Below are 21,953 nucleotides of genomic sequence, written 5' to 3' on the forward strand. Positions count from 1 at the left end.
AACAGCACCCCACAGCGAGCCTGGGACCGCGCGCCGGCGCACGGTGGGCCGGCGCAGCTACCGCTGCAGACCGACGCCACCGTGCACCGGCTCACCGTCATCCCGCACGGCACCGTGACCCTCGGCCGGCACCTGATCCGCCTGGGCGCCGCCTACGGCGGCGCCCAGGTCACCGCCCTGGTCAACGGCCCCCAGGTCAGCTTCCACGCCCTCAGCGGCGACCTGATCGGCCAACTGACCCTGAACCCGGCCAAGCGTTACGCCACACTCTGCGCGGCCTAACCGAAGTGCGACACATGTCCTCAGACATCGCTGCGACAGAGGTCCGGAGACACGACACCGAGGTTTCCTGCGCTCTCGCACTCCGCTACCGCAGGAGCTTGGACATCCGGCGGTCGGCCAGCGGCTTGCCGCCGGTCTGGCAGGTCGGGCAGTACTGCAGCGACGTGTCGGCGAAGCTGACCTCGCGGACGGTGTCGCCGCAGACCGGGCACGGCAGCCCCGTGCGGGCGTGCACCTGCAACCCGGAGCGCTTCTCCCCCTTCATCGTCGCCGCCTGCTGCCCGAGTTGGCGGTCGAGGGCGTCGGTGAGTTCGGCCCGCATCGCGTCGTAGAGCCGGATGACCTCGTCGTCGGTGAGCTTGTCGGCCATCTTGAACGGCGAGAGCCGGGCCGCGTGCAGGATCTCGTCGGAGTAGGCGTTGCCGACGCCGGCGATCAGCGTCTGGTCGGTCAGGGCACCCTTGAGCTGCCCGCTGCGCCCGGCCAGCAGCGCGGCGAACTGCTCGCGGTCGACCGCCATCGCGTCGGGCCCGAGCCGGCCGATGCCCGGCACCTCTGCCGGCGAGCGGACCACGTAGATCGCCAGGCCCTTGCGGGTGCCCTGCTCGGTGAGGTCGAAGCCCGGGGCGGGCGGGTCGGAGTCCAGCGGCGCGAGGTGGACGCGCAGGGCCAGCGGCCCCTTGCCCGGCTTGGGCGGGGCGGGCGGCAGCCCGGTGCGCCAGTGCAGCCAGCCGGCCCGCGCCAGGTGGACGACGAGGTGCAGCCCGGAGACGTCGAGGTCGAGGAACTTCCCGTGCCGCGCGGCGCCGGTCACCTCGAGGCCGCCGAGGGCCGACAGCGGCGGGTCGAACGTCTTGATCGCCTGGACGGCGGCCAGGTCGGCGCGCGTCAGGACCCTGCCGACGGCGTTCTCCCGCAGGAACGCCGCCAGCGCCTCCACCTCGGGCAACTCGGGCACGGGCCCATGAAACCCGACCGCGGCGCCCGGCCGTGTCGATTCCTGCGCAGGACGCCCCGATCAGGTGTCGTCCGGCCACCGTGCCAGCGGATCACCGACGTTGCCGGCCGGATCCCGCCGGCACCGTCGGGAACCACCCGGCATGGTGCGGCCGGAACAGGGGGCGACCGGAACCCTTGCGGCCAGAACCGGCCAGGCCCGGCACGACCCGAGCTCAGTCGCTCAGGCCGGGCCGCCCCGGCAGCTCCACGACCGCGCCGCTGGCCCGCGCTGCCTCGGCGACGGCCTGCGCCACCGCGGTCGTGACGGCGGAGTCGAAGACGCTCGGGATGATGTAGTTGGCGTTGAGCTGGTCGTCGCGCACGATCGCCGCCAGTGCCTCGGCGGCGGCCAGCAGCATCGGCGTGTCGATCTCGGTGGCCCGCGCGTCGAGCAGCCCGCGGAAGACGCCCGGGAACGCCAGCACGTTGTTGATCTGGTTGGGCAGGTCCGACCGCCCGGAGGCGACGACGGCGGCGTACTGCCGCGCCCGCACCGGGTCGACCTCCGGCGTCGGGTTCGCCATCGGGAACACCACGGCCCGCGGCGCCATCCGCGCGAGCTCCTCGACGGGGAGCACGTTGCCGGCGCTCACCCCGATGAACACGTCGGCACCGTCGAGCGCGTCGGGCAGCTCCCCGCGCACGCAGCCGCGGTTGGTCCGCCGCGCCAGGTCCTGCTTCGCCGGGCTGAGCCGCTCGTCGTCGGGGCAGAGGATGCCCTCGCGGTCCCAGACCAGGACGTTCGTGGCGCCGGCGGTGAGCAGCAGGTTCACGATCGCCGTCCCGGCCGCGCCGCCGCCGGCCACGACGATCTTCACCGCGTCCAGGCGCTTGTCGACGACCCGCAGCGCGTTGGTCAGCGCGGCCAGCGCGCAGATCGCCGTCCCGTGCTGGTCGTCGTGGAAGACCGGGATGTCCAGCCGCTCGCGCAGCCGGCGCTCGATCTCGAAGCAGCGGGGGGCGGAGATGTCCTCGAGGTTGATGCCGCCGAAGCCGGGGGCCAGCAGCTCGACGGTGCGCACGATCTCGTCGACGTCCTGGGTGTCCAGGCAGATCGGCCACGCGTCGATGTCGGCGAACCGCTTGAACAGCACGGCCTTGCCCTCCATCACGGGCAGGGCGGCGCCGGGGCCGATGTCGCCGAGCCCGAGCACCGCGGACCCGTCGGTGACGACAGCGACGGTGTTGCCCTTGATCGTCAGCCGGCGGACGTCCTCGGGGTGCTCGGCCAGCGCCAGGCAGACCCGCGCGACGCCGGGGGTGTAGGCCATCGAGAGGTCGTCGCGGGTCTTCAGCGGCACCTTCGAGGCCACCTCGAGCTTGCCGCCCAGGTGCAGCAGGAAGGTGCGGTCGCTGACCTTGCGCACCTTCACCCCGGGGACGGCGCCGATCGCGTCGACCATCTCCTGCGAGTGCGCCGCGTCGGCGGCCGAGCAGGTGACGTCGACGGTGATGGCGTCGGTGTGGGACTCGACGACGTCGATGGCGGTGACCGCGCCGCCGGCCGAGCCGACCGCGGTGGCGATCCGGCCGATGCTGGCCGGGTCCACGTCGGCGTCGAGCCGCACGGTGATCGAGTACGACGCCGAGGTGACGGGACCCCGGGGCGGGACGGCGGACGGGGCGGGAGCGGCAGGAGCCGTCGGTTCGGTGCGCATGGCGTCCCTCATGGTCCCACCGCGTCCCGGGAGCCCTACCGGCCGCCTCCCCGCAGGGACGGCGGGGGCAGCGGGCCGGCCGGGTCGGCAGCGCCCGCCCAGGTCACGAGCCCGGCGACGTCGACCCCGTGCGGCGGGTCGGCGGCGAAGGGCGCCAGGTTCCGCGCCGCCCGGTCCAGCAGGGTGGCCGCGCCGCGGGGGTTGCCGCGCGCGGCGTGGGTCACGGCGACCGCGAGCTGGGCCAGCCCCCGCCACAGCTCCCGGTCCGGCCCGGAGGTGGCCTTCCAGGCGTCCTCCAGCACCTCGTGGGCGTGGAACGGCAGCCCGGCGTCGAGCAGCCGCTGCGCCTCGGCCAGCGCCTCGCCGGGGGTGCGCGCCACGCCTTCGGGCATCCGCTCGACGCCGTCCGCTCCGCGGGGCAGCGGGCGGCCCAGCGCGTCACGCGGCCGGGGAGCCCGCCGGTCGGCAGCGGGTTCCTGCGCTCCGGAGGCATCCACGGGGCCATCGTCTCGCGAACACCTGGGAGAGCGGACGGCGGCAGGACTTGTCCTGTCGGTGCCCGCGTGGAGGATGGACGACGAGGACGGCCGCAGACGGGCCGCCCCCGCACCGACCCGCGGTCGAACCCGACCGGTCCGGACCTGGAGGGGGTGGGCCCCGTGGCCCCTCGCACGGAGCAACGCAGCACCGAGCAACGCAGCGCCGAACAGGGCAGCCGCACGCTCGACCTCGACACCGCGTTCGCCGCCGTCGCGGCCGGGGCGCTGCACGACGGCCCGGTCGGCGTCGTCGGCCTGGAACTGGAGGGTCACCTCGTCGACCTCGACCGGCCGGCGGCGCGGGTGCCGTGGAGCCGGATCTGCGGGGTGCTCGCCGGGGTGCCGCCGCTGCCGGGCGGCAGCCGGGTCACCTGCGAGCCCGGCGGCCAGGTGGAGCTCTCGGGCCCGCCGCTGCCCGACGTGGCCGCCGCCGTCGCCGCGCTGCGGGCCGACCGCGCGGTGCTCGGCGCCGTCCTGGCCGCCGACCGGCTGGCCCTGGCGCCCGTGGGCGCCGATCCGTTCCGCCCGTCGCAGCGGGTCAACCCGGCCGCGCGCTACGGCGCCATGGAGCAGCACTTCGCCGCCGCGGGCTGCGCCGGGGCGGGGACGGCGATGATGACGTCGACCGCGTCGCTGCAGGTCAACCTCGAGGCCGGGCCCGCCGCCGGCTGGAGCGAGCGGGTCGCGCGCGCCCACCGGCTCGGGCCGGTGCTGGTCGCCGTGTCGGCGTGCTCCCCGCTTCTCGGCGGGCGGCCCACCGGCTGGCGGTCGACCCGGCAGCAGGTGTGGGGCGCCCTGGACCAGGCCCGCTGCGGCCCCGTGCTGCGCGGCGACGACCCCGCCGGGGAGTGGGCGGCGTACGCGCTGGCCGCGCCGGTCATGCTCGTCCGCGACGGCGCGGGAGCCGAGCCGGTGCGCGGGCGCGTCGCCTTCTCCGACTGGGTGAGCGGCGAGGTCCCGCTGGGCGGCCGCGGCCCCACCGCCGCCGATCTCGACTACCACCTGACCACGCTGTTCCCCCCGGTGCGGCCGCGGGGGTGGCTCGAGATCCGCTACCTCGACGCCGCCCCCGAGCCGTGGTGGCCGGCGCTCGCCGCCGTCACCACCGTGCTGCTCGACGACCCGGTGGCCGCCGACCGCGCCGCGGAGGCCTGCGCCGCCACCAGGGACGCCTGGGACCTCGCCGCCCGGGCCGGGCTCGCCGACCCCGCCCTGCGCGCCGCCGCGCGCGGGTGCCTGGCCGCCGCGGTGGACGCCGTGCCCGCCACCCTCCGGCCGGAGGTGGAGGCGCTGGCCGAGCTGGTCGAGTCCGGGCGCGACCCCGGATCCGCCCTGGACGACGCGCTGCACGCCGGCGGTCCCGCCGCCGCGCTGCTCGCCACCACAGGGGACGCCCCCGAGCGCGGGACGGCCCCGTGACCGACCTCCGCGAGGTGCTCGCCCGCGACCTCGCCGCGGCCCGCGAGCGCACCCTGCTGCTCACCGACCACGACGAGCCGGAGCTGCTGCGCCAGCACACCCCGCTGCTGTCGCCGCTGGTGTGGGACCTCGCGCACATCGGCCAGCAGGAGGAGCTGTGGCTGCTGCGCCGCGGCGACGCCGACCGCCCCGGCCTGCTGCCACCGGACGTGGAGACGCTGTACGACGCGTTCGCCCAGCCGCGGGCCGTCCGTGCCCGCCTGCCGCTGCTGCCCCCGGTCGAGGCCCGGGCCTACTGCGGGGAGGTCCGCGGGCGGGTGCTGGACCGGCTGGACCGCCTCGGCCCGGACGACGACCCGTTCGACGTCGCCATGGTCGTCAGCCACGAGCAGCAGCACGACGAGACGATGCTGCAGGCCCTGGCGCTGCGGGCCGGGCCGCCGCTGCTCGGGGGCGGCGCCCCGCTGCCGCCGGGCCGCCCCGGGGTCGCCGGCACGTCCGTGCTCGTGCCCGGCGGGGAGTTCGTGCTCGGGGTGGACGCCGCCGACGAGCCGTTCAGCCTGGACAACGAGCGGCCGGCGCACGTCGTCGACGTCCCGTCGTTCCGCATCGGCCGGGTGCCGGTGACCAATGCGGAGTACGCGGCCTTCGTCGCCGACGGCGGCTACACCGACGACCGCTGGTGGTCCGAGCGCGGCCGGGCGCACCGCGCCGAGGCCGGGCTCACCGCGCCGCTGCACTGGGGCGTCGACGGCACCCGCACCCGCTTCGGCATCGTCGAGGAGGTGCCGCCCGACGAGCCCGTCCAGCACGTCACGTTCTTCGAGGCCGAGGCCTACGCGCGGTGGGCCGGTGCCCGGCTGCCCACCGAGGTCGAGTGGGAGAAGGCCGCGGTGTGGGACCCCGCCGCCGGGCGCCGCCGCCGCCGGCCGTGGGGGGACGCCGAGCCGACCCCGGCGCTGGCCAACCTCGACGGCGTCGCGCTGCGCCCGGCGCCCGCGGGCGCCTATCCCGCCGGGGCCTCGGCGTACGGCGTCGAGCAGCTCATGGGCGACGTCTGGGAGTGGACGTCGTCGGGGTTCACCGCCTGGCCCGGCTTCGCGCCGATGCTCTACGCCGACTACTCCGCCCCGTTCTTCGGCGGCGACTACCGGGTGCTGCGCGGCGGCTCGTGGGCGGTCGGCTCCGCGATCCTGCGGCCGAGCTTCCGCAACTGGGACCACCCGATCCGCCGGCAGGTCTTCAGCGGCTTCCGCCTGGCCTGGGACGTCTGAGCATGTGCCGTCACCTCGGCTGGCTCGGCCGACCGCGCACGCTGGCCTCCCTCGTGCTGGAGCCGCCGTCGTCCCTGCTCGTGCAGTCCTGGGCGCCGCGCCGACAGCGGTACGGCACCGTGAACGCCGACGGCTGGGGCGTGGGCTTCTACCCCGTCGACCCGGCCCCCGGGCGCCCGATGCCCGCCCGCTGGCGCTCGGCCCGGCCGCTGTGGGGCGACCCGTCGTTCGCCTCGGTGGCCCCCGTGCTGCGCTCGGGGTGCGTGGTCGCCGCCGTCCGCTCGGCGACCGCCGGCATGCCGCTGGAGGAGAGCGCCGCCGCGCCGTTCACCGACGGCCGCGCGCTGCTGTCGCACAACGGCCGGGTGGACCGGGCGGTGCTGCCGGCGGCGCGGGACACCGAGTCCACCGTGGACAGCGCGCTGCTGGCCGCCCTGGTGTTCGCCCGCGGCCTGGACGCCCTCGGCGCCACGGTGGCCGAGGTGGGCGCGGCCGACCCCGCCGCCCGGCTGAACCTGCTCGCCGCCGACGGCACCCGCCTGCTGGCGACCACCTGGGGCGACACCCTCTCGGTGCTGGTCACCGACGAGGGCACCGCGCTGGCCAGCGAGCCGTGGGACGACGACCCGGCCTGGCGCGACGTCCCCGACCGCACCCTCGTCGAGGTCACCCCCGACGGCCTCACCCTCACCCCGATCGGAGAGCTCCCCGCATGACGGTCTCGCTGACCAGCCACCTCGCGCCCGATGCCGCGCGCGCCGCCCTGCACGCCGACGCGCTGGCCGGACTGACCGCGACGCCGAAGTCGCTGCCCCCGCGGTGGTTCTACGACGAGCGCGGCAGCGAGCTGTTCGACGAGATCACCCGGCTGCCCGAGTACTACCCGACCCGCGCCGAGCGGGCCGTGCTCGAGGCCCGGGCCGCGGAGATCGCCGCCGTCTCGGGCGCCGACGTGCTGGTCGAGCTCGGCAGCGGCACGTCGGAGAAGACCCGGCTGCTGCTCGACGCGTTGGCGGCCGCCGGCACCCTGCGCCGGTTCGTGCCCTTCGACGTCGACCCGTCCGTGCTGCGGGCGGCCGGGGCGGCGATCACCGCCGAGTACCCCGGGGTCGCCGTCGACGCCGTGGTCGGCGACTTCACCGAGCACCTGTCCCGGCTGCCGCGCGAGGGCCGGCGGCTGGTGGCGTTCCTCGGCTCGACGATCGGCAACCTCGAGCCGGCGCCGCGCGCGGCGTTCCTCGCGGAGCTGGCCGGCACCCTCTCCCCCGGCGACTCGCTGCTGCTCGGCACCGACCTGGTCAAGGACCCCGGCCGGCTCGTGCCCGCCTACGACGACGCGGCCGGTGTCACCGCCGAGTTCAACCGGAACGTGCTCGCTGTGCTCAACCGGGAGCTGGGCGCCGGCTTCGACCCGGCGACGTTCGAGCACGTGGCGCTGTGGGACGCCGAGGCCGAGTGGATCGAGATGCGGCTGCGCTCCACCGTGGAGCAGGTGGTGGCCGTTCCGGCCCTCGGCCTGCAGGTGGCCTTCGCCGCGGGCGAGGAGATGCGCACCGAGGTCTCGGCGAAGTTCCGGCCGGAGCGGGTCGAGGCCGAGCTCGCCGCGGCCGGCCTGCGGCTGATCCGCTGGTGGACCGACCCGGCCGGCGACTTCGGCGTCTCCCTGGCCGGGCCGGCCTGAGGAGCGTTCACCCGAAGGAGCGAACGGCGCTGCATCCAGCCCCGGTGGGCGCTCGGAAGGAGGGGTGACAGCACAGCCCCCCTCCCGGAAGGACCCGTCCCATGACCCGGACCCGCTCCCTCGGTCTCGCCGCCGGCGCCGCCGGCGCCGTCAGCACCCTGCTCGTCCTGGGCGCCTCGCCCGCCCTCGCCGACGACACGGCCACCGTCTCGGTGCTGCACGCCGTGCCGAACACCCCGGTCGACGTGTACGCCAATGGCGAGCGCCTGATCGACGACTTCCAGCCCGGCACGCTCACCGACCCGCTGACGCTGCCCGCCGGCTCCTACGACCTGGCGATCTTCCCGGCGGACGCTCCCGACAACTCGGGCGCGCCGCTGCTGTCGGCCGACGGCGTCGCCGTCCCGGCCGGCGCGAACGCCACGGTCGTCGCGCACCTGGACGCCGACGGCGGCCCGGTGCTCACGCCGTTCGTCAACGACACCTCCGCGGTCCCCGCCGGCCAGGCGCGGGTCACGGTGCGGCACACCGCGGCCGCCCCCGCCGTGGACGTGCGCGCCGGCGGCTCGGTCGTCGTGCCCGGCCTGACCAACCCGAACGAGGCCTCGCTGGTGGTCCCCGCCGGCACGATCCCCGCCGACGTCGTCGTCGCCGGCACCGACACCGTGGCGATCGGCCCGGCGGACCTCACCCTGGCCGAGGGTGCGACCACCGTCGTCTACGCCTGGGGCTCGCAGGAGGCCGGCTACCAGCTCGCCGTCCAGACGATCGAGGGCGCGCACTCCGCTCCCTCCGGCGTCCCCGGCGGCACCGGGGGCCTGACCGACGACGAGGGCTTCCCGATGCCGCTGGCGGCGCTGTCGCTGGCCGGGATCGCCCTCGCCGGGGTCTCCGCCCGCCGCCTGGTCGCCAACCGCTCCTGAGGAACGCGGACCGGAGGGGGTCGACCATGAGACGCGCAGCCGCCGGAGCGGCCCTGGGTCTGGCGCTGGCGATCGGCGTGCCGGTCACCTGGCAGCTGACCCGGGAGCCGGCCTCGGCGGGCGCGTCGGTCGAGCAGGCCCTCTCCGCGTCCATCCCGTCGGCGCCGGCGGAACCCCCGCCGCCGGCGCCGACGGCCTCCGGCCCGCTACCCGAGCCGACGGTCCGGGACGCCGCCCCGGCACCCGGCGCCACGGCACCGGCCCCCGTCCGGCTCGCCGTGCCCGCGCTGGACGTCGACGCCCCGCTCGATCCGGTCGGCGTGGCGGCCGACGGCCAGATGGAGCTGCCCGAGGACGTGTCGCGGGTGGGCTGGTACCGCTTCGGCGCGGTTCCGGGGGCCCCGGGGTCGGCCGTGGTCGCCGGGCACGTCGACGACGCCGAGCAGGGTCTCGGAGCGCTCTCCCGGCTGCGGGAGGCAGCCCCCGGGGACGAGGTGCTGGTCACCGACGCCACCGGCGCGGTCACGCGCTGGCGGGTGGTCGCCCGCGAGCTGATCACCAAGCAGGAGCTCCCCCTCGCCGAGCTCTTCGCCCGCGCGGGCCCAGCCCGGCTGGTGCTGGTCACCTGCGGCGGGCCGTTCCTGCCCGAGTACCGCAGCTACCGGGACAACGTCGTCGTCGTCGCGGAGCCCGTCCGGTGACCGGGGTGCTGGACCGGCCGGCGGCCCCGCCTCGCGCCGTGCCCGCACGGCGGGCAACTACTGTCGAGTTCGTGGCCGACGACGTCCTCCCGTTCCGGGGTGCCACCCCCGAGCCCGACGACGCCGAGGTCGGCCGCCGGTTCGCCGCGGGCGACGAGCAGGCCCTGGTGCTGGCCTACCAGCGCTGGTCGGGGCAGGTGCACGGCATGGCGGTGCGCGCCTTCGGGCCCGGCCCCGACGCCGAGGACGTGACCCAGCAGGTGTTCGTCTCGGCCTGGACCGGGCGCACCGGCTACCGGCCGGAGTCCGGGCCGCTACCGGCCTGGCTGGTCGGCGTCTGCCGGCACAAGATCGCCGACACGTGGGCCCGCCGCGACCGGCAGCGCCGCCTCGCCGAGGCCGCGGCCGCTGACGCCGAGGCCCGCCCGGCACAGGGCGCGCGACCGCTGGACGCCGCCGTCGCCGACCGGGTGCTGCTGCTGGACGAGCTGGAGCGCATCGACCAGCCCCAGCGCGGCATCATCGAGCTCGCCTTCTTCGACGACCTCACCCACGCCCAGATCGCCGCCCGCACCGGGCTGCCGCTGGGCACCGTGAAGAGCCACATCAGGCGCACACTGGAGCGCCTGCGCAGCCGTTTGGAGGTGGACGGTGCCGCAGCACTGCACGCCTGAGGACCTCGCCCTGGCGGCTCTCGGTGAGCCCCTCGGCGCGGACGACGCCACGCACCTGACCGGTTGCCCCGAGTGCGCGGCCGAGGTGACGAGCCTGCGCCGGAGCGTCGAACTGCTCGCCGTGCCCGAGTTCGCGGCCCCCGGCCCGCCGGTCGCCCCGCCGCCGTCGGTCTGGGCGGCGATCTCGGCCGCCACCGGCGTCGGGGCCGCCCCCGAGGCCGGGACCGAGCCCGCTCCGGAGCCGCTCGCCGAGGTGCACGAGCTGCGCCCCCGGCGGTCCCGGCTGGTCCTCGCCGCCGCCGCCTCGCTGGTGGTCGGCGCCGGCATCGGCGCGGGGGCGGTCGCCCTCGGCGACGGGGACGACGACGGCGAGACGGTCGTCGCGCTGGCCGCCGCGGAACTCGACCCGCTCGGGGACCACACCGCCTCCGGCTCGGCCGAGGTGGTCGAGCGCCCCGACGGCACGCGCGTGCTGCGCCTGGAGCTGGACGCCGACGCCCCGCAGGAGGGCTACCTCGAGGTCTGGCTGATCGACGAGGACGTGGTGGGCATGGTCCCCGTCGGCGTCGTCATGGCCGGCACCGAGGAGCTGGAGCTGCCGGCCGACCTGGACATCGGCGAGTTCCCGATCGTCGACGTCTCCGTCGAGCCGCTGGACGGCGACCCCACCCACTCCGGGGTCTCGATCGCCCGCGGCCAGCTGGAGGTGTGAGGCGGGTCGCCGGAGGGCGCCGCCTAGCGTGACGGCGTGACTCCTCCCGGCCTTCCGCACGATGACCTGGGCGACGCCTGGCGCGCCGCCCGCCCCCGCGCGGCCGGCCGGCACCTGGACTCCGCCGCCTGCAGCCGGCAGAGCAGCCGGGTGCTGGAGTCCGTCGCCCACCACGCCCGGCACGAGGCGGAGCTCGGCGGCTACGTCGCGGAGTCGGCCGCGCAGGACCTGCTCCAGCAGGGCCGCTCGGTGCTGGCCGGCCTGGTCGGCCTGGCCGCGGCCGACCTCGCGTTCGTCGAGTCGGCGCAGGCCGCGCTCGCCACCCTGCTCGCCGGGTGGCGGCTGCCCGCGGGCAGCCGGGTCGCGGTCCTGCCCGGGGAGTACGCGCCGAACACCGCGCTGCTGCGCGCGGCCGGGCTCACGCCCGTGCCGCTGCCGGTCGACGGCGTCGGGCGGGCCGCGCCGGAGGAGGTGGAGCGGCTGCTGGCCGCCGATCCGCCGGCGGCCGTGCACCTGACGCACGTGCCCAGCCACCGCGGGATCGTTCAGCCCGCCGCCGAGCTGGTCGCGCTGTGCCGGGCCGCCGGGGTGCCGCTGGTGCTCGACGCCGCGCAGTCGCTGGGCCACGTCGACGTCGACCTCGGGGCCGACGCCGTCTACGGCACCTCCCGCAAGTGGCTGGCCGGACCGCGCGGCGTGGGCTTCCTGTGCGTCCGGCCGGCCCTGGCCGCGCGGCTGACCCCCGCGATGGCGCCCGCGGCGGACCTGCCGCCGATGCGCGCCTTCGAGTCGGGAGAGGCGCACGTCGCCGGGCGGGTGGGCCTGGTCCTCGCCGTCGGCGAGCACCTGGCCGCCGGACCCGACCGCGTGCGCGAGCGGCTGGCCGCGCTGGGTGCGGCCGGCCGGCAGGTGCTGGACGGCGCGGCCGGCTGGCGCGTCGTCGAGCCGGCCGGCGAGCCGACCGCGACCACCACCCTCGCGCCGCCGGACGGCGTCGACGTCGTGGCCACCCGCGCCCGGCTGCTCACCGAGCAGGGGATCGTCACGACCGCGATCGGCGTGGAGCGCGCGCCGGACGAGATGACCGGACCGGTGCTGCGCGTCTCCCCGCACGTCGACGCCACGCTCGACGACCTGGAAGCGCTTGCGGCCGCGCTGTAGAACGGCCTTCCCTCTGTGGCGGCGGTCACCCTAGGGTTTCCGCATGACCGCTTTCGACACCATGACCGCCCGCACGGTGACCTCGGGGCTGCGGTTCCCGGAGGGGCCGGCCGCGGCGGGGGACGGCTCGCTCGTCGTCCCCGAGATCGAGGGCGGCACGCTCAGCCGGGTGTGGCCCGACGGCCGCCGGGAGCTCCTCGCCGACTGCGGCGGCGGCCCCAACGGGGTCGCGTTCGGACCGGACGGCGCCGTGTACGTGTGCAACAGCGGGGGCTTCGCGTTCATGACCGAGGACGGGATCCGCTTTCCCTACGCGGGTGCCGACGGGAACGTGGGCGGTTCCCTGCAGCGGGTCGACCCGGCGACCGGCGCGGTCGGGACCGTGTTCACCGACAGCGAGGGCGAGCGGCTCGGCTCCCTCAACGACATCGTCTTCGATACCACCGGCTCGTGCTTCGTCGTGGACACGACCCGTGGCTGCCTCCACTACGCCGACCCGCTCGCCGGCACCATCCGCGTCGCCACCGGTGGCCTGGCGATGCCCAACGGCGCCGGCCTCTCCCCCGACGGCACCCGGCTGTACGTGTCGGAGACCTACTCGGGCCGGGTGCTCGTCCTCGACGTGACCGCACCGGGCGTGCTCGACGGGCCCCGCGAGCTGTTCGTGGACGACACCGGGCACGGCTGGGACGGGCTCGCCGTCGACGGCGCCGGCAACGTCTGCGTGGCCAACCTGAAGCAGTCGGGCATCACGGTCATCAGCCCCGACGGCGAGGTGCTCGACGCCTTCGTCACCCCCGTGCCGGACCCGTACGTCACGAACGTCTGCTTCGACGGCGGCACCGCCTACGTGGCCTCCGGGGGCCGCGGGGTGCTGTACGCGGTCGACTGGCCGTGGCCGAGCCTGCGGCTGAACTTCCAGCCCTGACGCCCGCGCTCTAGTGGCCCGGATCCGTCATCTGGATCCGGGCCGAGACGCGGCGGTGGACGGCGAGCTGCTCGTCCAGCCCCGGGTGCACGGGGACGCCGTCCTCGACCACGAACCGCCCGCCGACGACGGTGTGCCGCGCCGCCACCGGCCCGCACCGCAGCCATGCCTCCACCGGGTCCGACAGCGCGCCGGCGAAGCGGACGCCGTCCAGCGGCCACACCACGAGGTCCCCGCACGCACCGACCGTCAGCTCCCCGATCTCCCCGGTGCGCCCGAGGCACGCCGCGCCGCCGCGGGTGGCGACCTCGAGCGCGTCCCGGGCGGAGAACGAGCCCGCGCCGTGCCGGAGCTTGCCCTGCAGCATCGCCGTCCGCGCCTCCAGCCACAGTGACGCCGAGTCCGCCGACGCCGAGCCGTCCACCCCCAGTCCGACCGGGGCCCCGGCCGCCCGCAGCTCGGCGACCGGCGCCAGCCCCGACCCGAGGATCATGTTGGACGACGGGCAGTGCGCGGCCCCCACCCGCGCCGCGCCCAGCCGCCCCACCTCCTCCGGCGAGGGCCAGACCGCGTGCGCCAGCCACGTCCGGTCGCCCAGCCAGCCGACGTCGGTGAGGTAGTCGACCGGGCGGCGGCCGAACGTCTCCAGGCAGAACGCGTCCTCGTCCTCGGTCTCGCACAGGTGGGTGTGCAGCCGCACGTCCAGCCGCTCGGCCAGCTCCGCCGTCCGCGTCATCAGCGCGGTGGACACGCTGAACGGCGAGCACGGCGCCAGCGCGATGCGGGTCAGCGCCGTGGGCGACCGGTCGTGGTGGGCGGCCACCAGCCGCTCCGACTCGGCCAGGATCTCGTCGTCGTCCTGCACGACGGAATCCGGCGGCAGCCCGCCGTCCTTGACCGACAGCGACATCGAGCCGCGGGTGAAGTGCGAGCGCATGCCCAGGTCGCGCGCCGCGGCCACCTCCGCGGAGATCAGGTCCCCGCCGCCGCGCGGGTGCACGTAGAGGTGGTCGGTGGAGGTCGTGCACCCGCCCAGCGCGAGCTCGGTCAGCCCGACGTAGGCCGAGACGTAGGCCGCCTCCTCGTCCAGCCGCGCCCACAGCGGGTAGAGCGTGACCAGCCAGTCGAACAGGCCGCCGGTCAGCGCGGGCGCGTAGGCGCGGGTGAGGTTCTGGTACAGGTGGTGATGGGTGTTGACCAGCCCCGGGGTCACCAGGCAGCCCCGGGCGTCGACCGTCCGCAGCGCTGGCGGGGGCGGATCGGCCGGGCCGCCGATCGCACTCACCACGCCGCCGGCGACCGCCACCCAGCCGCCGGCGATCTCCCGGCGGGCGTCGTCGACGGTGGCCAGCAGCTCCGCGTCCCGGATCAGCAGATCGGCAGGGTTGTCCACGCACCCGATCCTGCCCACGCTGTGTGACGCGGGCGAGTCGCGGCACGACCGGTCGACATCTCCTCGGAACACCCCGGAGCTACCGTGACCGCCCCCGGGCCCGCCACCTCGTCGGAGACTGGCACCGGGATGCACCCGAGAGGAGGGACGCATGCGGTTCCTGCAGCCCACCACGTGGGCCGAGGCGCTGGAGGCGAAGACCGTCCACCCCGACGCCGTCGCGATCGCCGGCGGCACCGACGTCATGGTGGCCGTGAACTTCGGCCGGCTGCGCCCGGCCGCCCTGCTCGACCTCACCCGGGTCGGCGAGCTGCAGGAGTGGGGCACCGAGGACGGCGTCGTGCGCCTGGGCGCCGGCGTCCCCTACGCCCGCGTCATCACCGAGCTCGGCGACCGGCTGCCCGGCCTGGCGATGGCCTCCCGCACCATCGGCTCGCCGCAGATCCGCAACCGCGGCACCGTCGGCGGCAACCTGGCCACGGCCTCGCCCGCCGGTGACGCCCACCCCGCGCTCCTGGCCGCCGACGCCGAGGTCGAGGTCGCGTCCGTCCGCGGCACCCGGACCATCCCGATCTCCGACTTCTACCGCGGGGTGAAGCGCAGCGCTCTGGCCGCCGACGAGCTCATCGCCGCCGTCCGGATCCGCCCGCCGAGCGGCCCGCAGCAGTACAGCAAGATCGGCACCCGCAACGCGATGGTGATCGCCGTCGCCGCCTTCGGGCTGGCGCTGCACCCCGACCGCCGCGCGGTCGGCACCGGCATCGGCTCGGCCGCCCCCACCCCGCGCCGCGCGACCGCCGCGGAGGACTTCCTGGCCGGCGAGCTCGCGAGCGCGGGCCTGTGGGAGTCCCGCGCCGAGCTGCCCGCCACCACCGCGGCGCGGTTCGGCGAGCTGGTGGCGTCGGCCGCCGCACCGATCGACGACGTCCGCGGCACCGCGGCCTACCGCGTCCACGCCCTGTCGGTCATGGCCCGCCGCACCCTCGGCTGGGCCTGGACCGAGTACCGCACGAGCAAGGAGGTCTGACGTGCGCCTGACCTGCACCGTCAACGGCAGCGCCCAGCAGGTGGACGACGTCTGGGAGGGCGAGAGCCTGCTCTACGTGCTCCGCGAGCGGATGGGGCTGCCCGGCTCGAAGAACGCCTGCGAGCAGGGCGAGTGCGGCTCCTGCACCGTCTACCTCGACGGCGTCCCGGTGTGCTCCTGCCTGGTCGCCGCCGGGCAGGCCGAGGGCCGCGCGATCGGCACGGTCGAGGGCATGGGCTCCGAGGAGACCCTGCACCCGGTCCAGCAGGCGTTCCTCGACGCCGGCGCCGTCCAGTGCGGCTTCTGCACGCCGGGCCTGCTCGTCGCCACCGACGACCTGGTCACCCGGTCCCTGGCCGCCGGCGCGCCGCCGGCGGACGCCGAGATCCGCGAGGCCCTCGCCGGCAACCTGTGCCGCTGCACCGGCTACGAGAAGATCCTCGACGCGGTGAAGCTGGCCGCGCAGCGCATGGCTGCGCCGACCACCGGGGCCCCCCGATGAGCGCCCCCGCCCGCACCCCCGCCGGCGCGCCCGGCTCCCTGACCGGCCCCGGCAGCAGCGGCGGGGTGGGCACCGACGCCGCCCGCCCCGACGGCACCCTCAAGGTGCGCGGCGAGTTCGCCTACGGCAGCGACCTCTGGATGGAGGACATGCTCTGGGGCACCACCCTGCGCAGCCCGCACCCCTACGCCCGCATCCGCTCGATCGACGTCGGCCCGGCGCTGGCGGTCCCCGGGGTGCGCGCGGTCCTCACCTCCGACGACGTGCCCGGCGCGAAGGTCTACGGCCTGGAGCTGGCCGACCAGCCGGTGCTCGCGGTCGACGTCGTCCGCTACCAGGGCGAGCCGGTGGCGCTGGTCGCCGCCGACCACCCCGAGACCGCCCGGCTGGCGGCCGCCCGCATCGTCGTCGACTACGAGGTCTGGGAGCCGGTCACCGACGCGCGCACCGCGCTGGGCCACCCCCGCTGGAACCAGGTGCACGACGGCACCGCGCAGGTCACCGAGCTCAGCCGGGAGAGCGCGCACCTGCACCCCGAGGGCAACCTGGTGCGCCACCTCAAGGTGCGCCGCGGCGACCCCGCGCCGACCGCGGACGTCGTGGTGGTCGGCGAGTACGAGGTCGGCATGCAGGACCAGGCGTTCCTCGGCCCGGAGTCCGGGCTCGCCGTGCCCGCCGAGGACGGCGGCGTGGAGCTCTACGTCGCGACGCAGTGGCTGCACGTCGACCAGCGCCAGATCTGCGCGGCGCTGGGCCTGGCGCCCGAGCAGGTGCGGCTGACCCTCGCCGGCGTCGGCGGCGCGTTCGGCGGCCGCGAGGACCTGTCGATGCACGTGCACGCCTGCCTGCTGGCCCTGCGCACCGGTCGGCCGGTGAAGATGTCCTACAACCGCGAGGAGTCGTTCTTCGGGCACGTGCACCGGCACCCGGCGACCATGCGCTACGAGCACGGCGCCACCCGCGACGGCGACCTGGTCTACGTGAGGGCCGCGATCTACTTCGACGGCGGCGCCTACGCCTCGTCGACGCCGGCGGTGGTGGGCAACGGCGGCACGATGGGCATCGGCCCCTACGTCGTCCCGAACGTGCATGTGGACTGCTTCGGCGCGTACACGAACAACCCGCCGTGCGGCGCGATGCGCGGCTTCGGCTCGGTGCAGACGGCGTTCGCGTACGAGTCGCAGATGGACGCGCTCGCCGCCGAGCTGGGCATGGACCCGGTCGAGCTGCGCTGCCGCAACGCGATGGAGCAGGGCTCGGAGGCCATCACCGGCCAGGTCGTGGACAGCCCCGCGCCGGTGGTCGAGCTGCTGCGCCGGCTCGAGGCGATGCCCCTGCCGGAGCCGGCGCCCGACGACCTGCGGCACAGGCCCGGCGGCGTCTCCAACACCACCCACGGCGAGGGCGTCCGCCGCGGCGTCGGGTACGCCGTCGCCTACAAGAACGTCGGGTTCTCCGAGGGCTTCGACGACTACTCCACCGCCCGGGTCCGCCTCGAGGTCGTGGGCGGCGAGCCCACGGTGACCGTGCACACCGCCGCGGCCGAGGTCGGCCAGGGCCTGGTGACCGTGGAGCAGCAGATCGCCCGCACGGAGCTCGGGGTCGACCGGGTGGTCGTCGCGCCCAAGGACACCGCCGTCGGCTCCGCGGGCTCGACCTCGGCGTCGCGGCAGACCTACGTGACCGGCGGCGCGGTGAAGGCGGCCTGCGAGGCGGTGCGGGCCCGCGTGCTGGAGCGGGCCGCGGGGGTCACCGGCCGGCCGGCCGCGCAGCTGCGGCTGTTCGACGGCGCGGTGGTCGGCGAGGGGCTGGAGCTGCCGCTGGCCGAGGTGCTCGGCGACGACGCGGTCGAGGAGACGCTTGAGTGGCGGCACCGCCCCACCGAGGCGATCGACCCGGAGACCGGCCAGGGCTTCGCGCACGTGCAGTACGCGTTCTCCGCGCACCGGGCGGTCGTGGACGTCGACACCGAGCTCGGGCTGATCAAGGTCGTGGAGATGGCCTGCACCCAGGACGTCGGCAAGGCCATCAACCCACAGGCCGTCGTCGGCCAGATCCAGGGCGGGACGGCGCAGGGGCTGGGGCTGGCCGTGATGGAGGAGATCCTGATCCGGGACGGGCGGGTGCAGAACCCGTCGTTCACCGACTACCTGATCCCGACGATCCTCGACATGCCCCCGATGCGGATCGAGATCCTGGAGTACGCCGACCCGCACGCGCCGTACGGGCTGCGTGGGGTCGGGGAGGCGCCCAACATCTCCTCCGGCCCGGCGGTGCTCGCCGCGATCCGGGCCGCGACCGGCCTCCCGCTCACCCGGGTGCCGGTGCGGCCGGAGCACATCACCGGGGTCTGACCGCCCGCGCGGTCAGCCCTGCCAGCGGCGGTACAGCTCGGCCCTGCCGGCGTCGGTGGGCCGGCCCCACAGCCGCAGCCGGGCCATGCCGCCGTCGGGGAACACGTCCAGCCGGACCGCGGTGACGGCCGCGTCGCCGGGCAGCACGAACCGGTGCCGGGTGTCGGGCTGCAGCGGGGTGCGCGGCAGCAGCTCGACCGTGCCGCCGTCGGCGGTCGTGCCGGTCAGCGCGGCCGCGCCGGGGGCGTTGCCGAGGAAGTAGGACGTGTCGAGCTCGGCGAGGGTCACCCGCCCCTCGCAGGCCAGGGCGACGTCGACCCGGTCGTTGCCGTCGTCGCGCCGGCGGGCCGTCTCCCAGCCCTCGCCCATCGAGCGGGCCTCGCCGCGCCCCAGCAACTGGTACGGGGTTCCGTAGAAGGCGTTGCTGACGCCGGTGACGACGCCGCCGTTCTCCAGCGCGGCCAGGTCGAACGGCCCGGCGTCCAGCGGCCGCGGATCGGGGACGACGGTGCCGTGCACCCGCAGCCGCGCCACCCCGCCGTCCGGGTGGATGGTCAGCCGCACGTGCGTCACCCGCGGCGCCGGCGCGACCGGGAAGGCGTTGGCGGTGCCGCCGGCCAGCGGGCTCTCCGGCAGCAGCGGGAACCAGTCGGCGCCGGCCAGCTCGGCCGCCGCCGGGTACCCCTCGACCGACGCCCCCTCCACCGAGGCCGACGGCGGGAAGTTGCCGAGGAAGTGCGCGGTGTCGATCACGACCCCCGCGACGACGCCGGGCATCCCCAGGCGCACGATCGCGGAGTCGCTTCCCGGCTCGCGCCGCCGGCGGGTCTCCCACCCGTCGTACTCCTTGCCGCGGTGGCCGAACTCCTCCCGCAGCCGCGCCGGGCCCGGGAGGATCAGGTTCTCCTTCGCCGCGAAGAACTCGTCGTTGGCGCTCACGACCGCACCGCCGACGGCGCGGCCGGCCAGCTCGGGAAGGGTGAACGGGTCGACGGCGCTCATGCCGGTCACGATGCCACCCCGCCACGGCGCAGCAGCCGGCCGCGCGGACTGCCGTGGGTCTCCTCCCCGCGCAGCCAGGTTCGCCGGACCACCCCCGTGAGCTCCCGCCCCGCGTAGGGGGTGACGGGGTTGCGGTGCAGCAGCCGGTCGACCGTCCAGCGCTCGTCGGGCGCGAAGGCCACGAGGTCGGCGTCCCTCCCGACCGCGATCGCGCCCTTGGTCGCGAGGTCCGCCTGCCGCGCCGGTGCCGCCGACATCCACCGGACGACGTCGGTCAGCGGCACCCCGCGCGCGCGGGCGCCGCTCCACACCGCGGGCAGCGCGACCTGCAGCGAGGCGATGCCGCCCCATGCCAGCCCGAAGTCGCCGACGTCCAGGCGCTTGAGCTCCGGCGTGCACGGGGAGTGGTCGCTGACGACGAGGTCGACGTCGCCCGCGGCCAGCGCGGACCACAGCGCCTCCCGGTGCGCCACTTCCCGGATCGGCGGGCAGCACTTGTAGGCGGTGTCGCCGTCGGGCACGTCCTCGGCGGCGAAGGTGAGGTAGTGCGGGCAGGTCTCGACGCTGATCCGCAGCCCCTCGGCGCGGGCGGCGCGCAGCAGCGGCAGCGCATCGGCGTCGGCCAGGTGGACGACGTGGGTGCGCGCGCCGGTGTCCCGGGTCGCGGCCACCAGCCGGCCGATCGCGGTCTCCTCGGCGGCCGGCGGCCGGGAGGCGAGGAACGCGGCGTAGCTGGTGCCGGCCGGGTCGGGGGCGGCGGCGATGACGTCGGGGTCCTCGGCGTGCGCGATGAGCAGGGCGTCCAGCGCCGCCAGCTCGGTGAGCGCCGCCCGCAGCCCCGCGTCGTCCAGCGGCGGGAACTCCGGCACCCCGGAGTCGAGCAGGAAGCACTTGAAGCCGACCACCCCGGCCTCGTGCAGCGGCCGCAGCTGGTCGACGTTGCCGGGCACGGCGCCGCCCCAGAAGGCGACGTCCACCGCCACCTGGCCCTGCGCCACTTCCCGTTTCACGTGCAACGCCTCGAGGGTCGTCGTCGGTGGCAGCGAGTTCAGGGGCATGTCGACGATCGTGGTGACGCCGCCGGCCGCCGCGGCCCGGGTCGCGGTCGCGAAGCCCTCCCACTCGGTGCGGCCGGGCTCGTTGACGTGCACGTGGCTGTCGACCAGCCCAGGGATCAGCACCTCGTCGTCGGCCAGCGTCACCGCGCCGGGAGGGACGTCGTCGTAGCCGGTGACCGCGGTGACGACGCCGTCCGCGGTGTGCACCGCCGCCGCCCGCTCCCCGTCGGGGAGCACCACCCGCCGCGCCCGCACGACCAGGGAGCTCATGCCACCTCCTCGCCCACGCCCTCGAGGGCCGCCAGCGCCCGCACGACGGTGTGCAGCTCGGTGCCCCACGCGGTCGCCGTCCAGCCGTCGTCCAGCGGCAGCCGGACCGCATCCTGCCCCGTGGCGACCGGCAGCCGGGCGCCCACGGACACGGTGGCGGCGTAGGCGCGCGGCGCGACCGGCGGCAGCCAGCCGGGCGCCCCGGGGCCGAGCGCCACGGTGGTGTGCAGCAGCGGCCGGCCGGCCCGCTCCACGCGGGTGGTGCCGGTCCAGCGGCCGGGCTCCTCGCCGGCGCGGCCGAGCAGCACGTGCTCGGTGGCCGCGAGGGTCGCGCCCTCGGCGAGCTCGGCGGTCAGCTCGGCGCGGTGGTGGGCGCGCGCGGTGACCACGGTGGGCTCGGGCGCGAGGACGAGCGCCCCGGCGACGGCCGCGCGCACCCGCTGCACCGACGGCCGGTCGCCCTCCCGGGCGGGGAGCGCGACGGCGGCCGCCACCGTGTGCACGGTCAGGCTGGCGCCCTCCTCGACGACGAGGGAGACCTCCGCGTCGTCCCCGCCGAGGGGGCCGAACGCCGTCGCGACCAGGTGGATCGTGGTGGGCCCGGTGCGCCGGACCGCCAGCTGGCCGCTCGCGCGCACCACCGGCAGCACGGTGCGGCCACCCGGACCGCGCCGGGCGACCACCTCCACGCGCGTGATCACGTGGTCTGCAGCGCCCGCGCCCGCACCTGCTCGCGCACCCACGCGGCCACCTCGGTGGCGGCCGGGTCCTCGCGCAGCGAGATGAGCAGCGTCGGCTTGCCCCCGCGGACGGCCGCCGAGTCCCGGCGCATGACGTCGAGGTCGGCGCCCACCATGGGGGCGAGGTCGGTCTTGTTGACCACCAGCAGGTCGCTGGCGGTGACGCCCGGCCCGCCCTTGCGCGGCACCTTGTCCCCGCCGGCGACGTCGACCACGAAGATCTGCACGTCGACCAGGCCGTAGCTGAAGCTCGCGGTCAGGTTGTCGCCGCCGGACTCGACGAGGACGAGCTCCAGCCCCGGGTGGCGGGCCTCGAGCAGCTCGACGGCGTCGAGGTTGGCGGTGATGTCGTCGCGGATCGCGGTGTGCGGGCAGCAGCCGGTCTGCACGGCCTCGATCCGGTCGTCGGGGAGGACGGCGTTGCGGCGCAGGAAGTCGGCGTCCTCGGTCGTGTAGATGTCGTTGGTGACGACGGCCAGGTCGTACTCCACGCCGAGCGTGCGGCACAGCGCGGCGGCCAGCGCCGTCTTCCCCGAGCCGACGGGGCCGCCGAGGCCGACCCGCAGCGGGCCGTGTCCACCCCCCGGGGAATGACGGTGCCCGCCCTCGTACGGGTCCACGTAGGCGTCGAGGTTGTGGTCAGGCGGCATCGGATC

General features: G+C 76.3%; 22 protein-coding genes. 14 read left to right on the forward strand and 8 right to left on the reverse strand.

Annotated elements, in window-relative coordinates:
• Positions 1-282, forward strand: a 282-nt coding sequence (locus tag BMY88_RS22840) for a hypothetical protein (RefSeq protein WP_428978299.1), incomplete at its 5' end; no start/stop codon positions are given.
• An 85-nt stretch (positions 283-367) separates the two neighbouring features.
• On the opposite strand, the gene BMY88_RS22845 is transcribed toward BMY88_RS22840, so the two are convergent.
• The 3 genes from BMY88_RS22845 to BMY88_RS22855 form a co-directional block, all read right to left on the reverse strand.
• Positions 368-1,240 (reverse strand): DNA-formamidopyrimidine glycosylase family protein, encoded by an 873-nt coding sequence (locus tag BMY88_RS22845; protein ID WP_091949610.1) that lies wholly within the window; start codon positions 1,238-1,240, stop codon positions 368-370.
• Positions 1,241-1,454: 214 nt separating this feature from the next.
• On the reverse strand, positions 1,455-2,939 hold the full coding sequence (locus BMY88_RS22850; RefSeq protein WP_091949613.1) for an NAD-dependent malic enzyme: 1,485 nt from the start codon (positions 2,937-2,939) through the stop codon (positions 1,455-1,457).
• A gap of 35 nt (positions 2,940-2,974) precedes the next feature.
• Positions 2,975-3,436 carry a DUF309 domain-containing protein gene (locus BMY88_RS22855; protein ID WP_244524879.1) on the reverse strand — a complete coding sequence of 154 codons (462 nt, stop codon included), beginning with the start codon at positions 3,434-3,436 and terminating at the stop codon, positions 2,975-2,977.
• A 162-nt stretch (positions 3,437-3,598) separates the two neighbouring features.
• Here BMY88_RS22855 and egtA point away from each other — a divergent pair, with 162 nt between their 5' ends.
• From egtA to BMY88_RS22905, 10 genes are all read left to right on the forward strand, one after another.
• Positions 3,599-4,897 carry an ergothioneine biosynthesis glutamate--cysteine ligase EgtA gene (egtA, locus tag BMY88_RS22860; RefSeq protein ID WP_091949682.1) on the forward strand — a complete coding sequence of 433 codons (1,299 nt, stop codon included), beginning with the start codon at positions 3,599-3,601 and terminating at the stop codon, positions 4,895-4,897.
• Positions 4,894-6,171 (forward strand): ergothioneine biosynthesis protein EgtB, encoded by a 1,278-nt coding sequence (gene egtB, locus BMY88_RS22865; protein WP_091949616.1) that lies wholly within the window; start codon positions 4,894-4,896, stop codon positions 6,169-6,171. The genes egtA and egtB overlap by 4 nt, the downstream gene beginning before the upstream one ends.
• Before the next feature lie 2 nt (positions 6,172-6,173).
• On the forward strand, positions 6,174-6,887 hold the full coding sequence (egtC, locus tag BMY88_RS22870; RefSeq protein WP_091949619.1) for an ergothioneine biosynthesis protein EgtC: 714 nt from the start codon (positions 6,174-6,176) through the stop codon (positions 6,885-6,887).
• The gene (egtD, locus tag BMY88_RS22875) at positions 6,884-7,852 is read left to right on the forward strand and encodes an L-histidine N(alpha)-methyltransferase (protein ID WP_091949622.1); all 969 of its coding nucleotides are present in this window, start codon (positions 6,884-6,886) and stop codon (positions 7,850-7,852) included. Before egtC ends, egtD begins: the two co-directional genes overlap by 4 nt.
• Positions 7,853-7,953: 101 nt before the next feature.
• Complete coding sequence (locus BMY88_RS22880) at positions 7,954-8,775, forward strand: DUF4397 domain-containing protein (protein ID WP_091949625.1); 822 nt, start codon at positions 7,954-7,956, stop codon at positions 8,773-8,775.
• 26 nt (positions 8,776-8,801) lie between these two features.
• Positions 8,802-9,476 carry a class F sortase gene (locus BMY88_RS22885; protein ID WP_091949628.1) on the forward strand — a complete coding sequence of 225 codons (675 nt, stop codon included), beginning with the start codon at positions 8,802-8,804 and terminating at the stop codon, positions 9,474-9,476.
• Positions 9,473-10,150, forward strand: coding sequence for an RNA polymerase sigma factor (locus tag BMY88_RS22890; RefSeq protein ID WP_280138761.1), 678 nt, complete (start codon positions 9,473-9,475; stop codon positions 10,148-10,150). The genes BMY88_RS22885 and BMY88_RS22890 overlap by 4 nt, the downstream gene beginning before the upstream one ends.
• Positions 10,128-10,862 carry an anti-sigma factor gene (locus BMY88_RS22895; protein WP_091949631.1) on the forward strand — a complete coding sequence of 245 codons (735 nt, stop codon included), beginning with the start codon at positions 10,128-10,130 and terminating at the stop codon, positions 10,860-10,862. The genes BMY88_RS22890 and BMY88_RS22895 overlap by 23 nt, the downstream gene beginning before the upstream one ends.
• Positions 10,863-10,898: 36 nt before the next feature.
• Positions 10,899-12,023, forward strand: coding sequence for an ergothioneine biosynthesis PLP-dependent enzyme EgtE (gene egtE, locus BMY88_RS22900; RefSeq protein WP_091949634.1), 1,125 nt, complete (start codon positions 10,899-10,901; stop codon positions 12,021-12,023).
• 43 nt (positions 12,024-12,066) lie between these two features.
• Complete coding sequence (locus BMY88_RS22905) at positions 12,067-12,951, forward strand: SMP-30/gluconolactonase/LRE family protein (protein WP_211435794.1); 885 nt, start codon at positions 12,067-12,069, stop codon at positions 12,949-12,951.
• A 10-nt stretch (positions 12,952-12,961) separates the two neighbouring features.
• On the opposite strand, the gene BMY88_RS22910 is transcribed toward BMY88_RS22905, so the two are convergent.
• Positions 12,962-14,344 (reverse strand): 8-oxoguanine deaminase, encoded by a 1,383-nt coding sequence (locus BMY88_RS22910; protein ID WP_211435795.1) that lies wholly within the window; start codon positions 14,342-14,344, stop codon positions 12,962-12,964.
• A 151-nt stretch (positions 14,345-14,495) separates the two neighbouring features.
• On the opposite strand from BMY88_RS22910, the gene BMY88_RS22915 reads away from it, so the two are divergent.
• Genes BMY88_RS22915 through pucD form a run of 3 tightly spaced genes read left to right on the forward strand, consistent with a single transcriptional unit; the run spans position 14,496 to position 18,227 of the window.
• A complete protein-coding gene (locus BMY88_RS22915; protein ID WP_091949638.1) occupies positions 14,496-15,371 on the forward strand; it encodes an FAD binding domain-containing protein in 876 nt (291 codons plus the stop codon).
• A gap of 1 nt (position 15,372) precedes the next feature.
• Entirely contained in the window at positions 15,373-15,873 is a 501-nt protein-coding gene (locus BMY88_RS22920) for a (2Fe-2S)-binding protein (protein ID WP_091949641.1), read from the forward strand.
• Positions 15,870-18,227 (forward strand): xanthine dehydrogenase subunit D, encoded by a 2,358-nt coding sequence (pucD, locus tag BMY88_RS22925; RefSeq protein ID WP_091949645.1) that lies wholly within the window; start codon positions 15,870-15,872, stop codon positions 18,225-18,227. The genes BMY88_RS22920 and pucD overlap by 4 nt, the downstream gene beginning before the upstream one ends.
• Positions 18,228-18,239: 12 nt before the next feature.
• Here the strand turns inward: pucD and alc are convergent, their stop codons facing one another.
• The 4 genes from alc to ureG are packed head-to-tail and all read right to left on the reverse strand — an operon-like array spanning position 18,240 to position 21,947.
• Positions 18,240-19,229, reverse strand: a complete 990-nt coding sequence (alc, locus tag BMY88_RS22930) for an allantoicase (RefSeq protein WP_091949692.1) — start codon at positions 19,227-19,229, stop codon at positions 18,240-18,242.
• Positions 19,230-19,234: 5 nt separating this feature from the next.
• Entirely contained in the window at positions 19,235-20,557 is a 1,323-nt protein-coding gene (gene allB / locus BMY88_RS22935) for an allantoinase AllB (protein WP_091949650.1), read from the reverse strand.
• The gene (locus BMY88_RS22940) at positions 20,554-21,258 is read right to left on the reverse strand and encodes an urease accessory protein UreD (protein WP_091949653.1); all 705 of its coding nucleotides are present in this window, start codon (positions 21,256-21,258) and stop codon (positions 20,554-20,556) included. The genes allB and BMY88_RS22940 overlap by 4 nt, the downstream gene beginning before the upstream one ends.
• The gene (ureG, locus tag BMY88_RS22945; protein ID WP_091949656.1) at positions 21,255-21,947 is read right to left on the reverse strand and encodes an urease accessory protein UreG; all 693 of its coding nucleotides are present in this window, start codon (positions 21,945-21,947) and stop codon (positions 21,255-21,257) included. The genes BMY88_RS22940 and ureG overlap by 4 nt, the downstream gene beginning before the upstream one ends.
• Between the last annotated feature and the right edge of the window lie 6 nt (positions 21,948-21,953).

Source organism: Trujillonella endophytica, from assembly GCF_900110555.1.
Lineage (GTDB): Bacteria > Actinomycetota > Actinomycetes > Mycobacteriales > Geodermatophilaceae > Trujillonella > Trujillonella endophytica.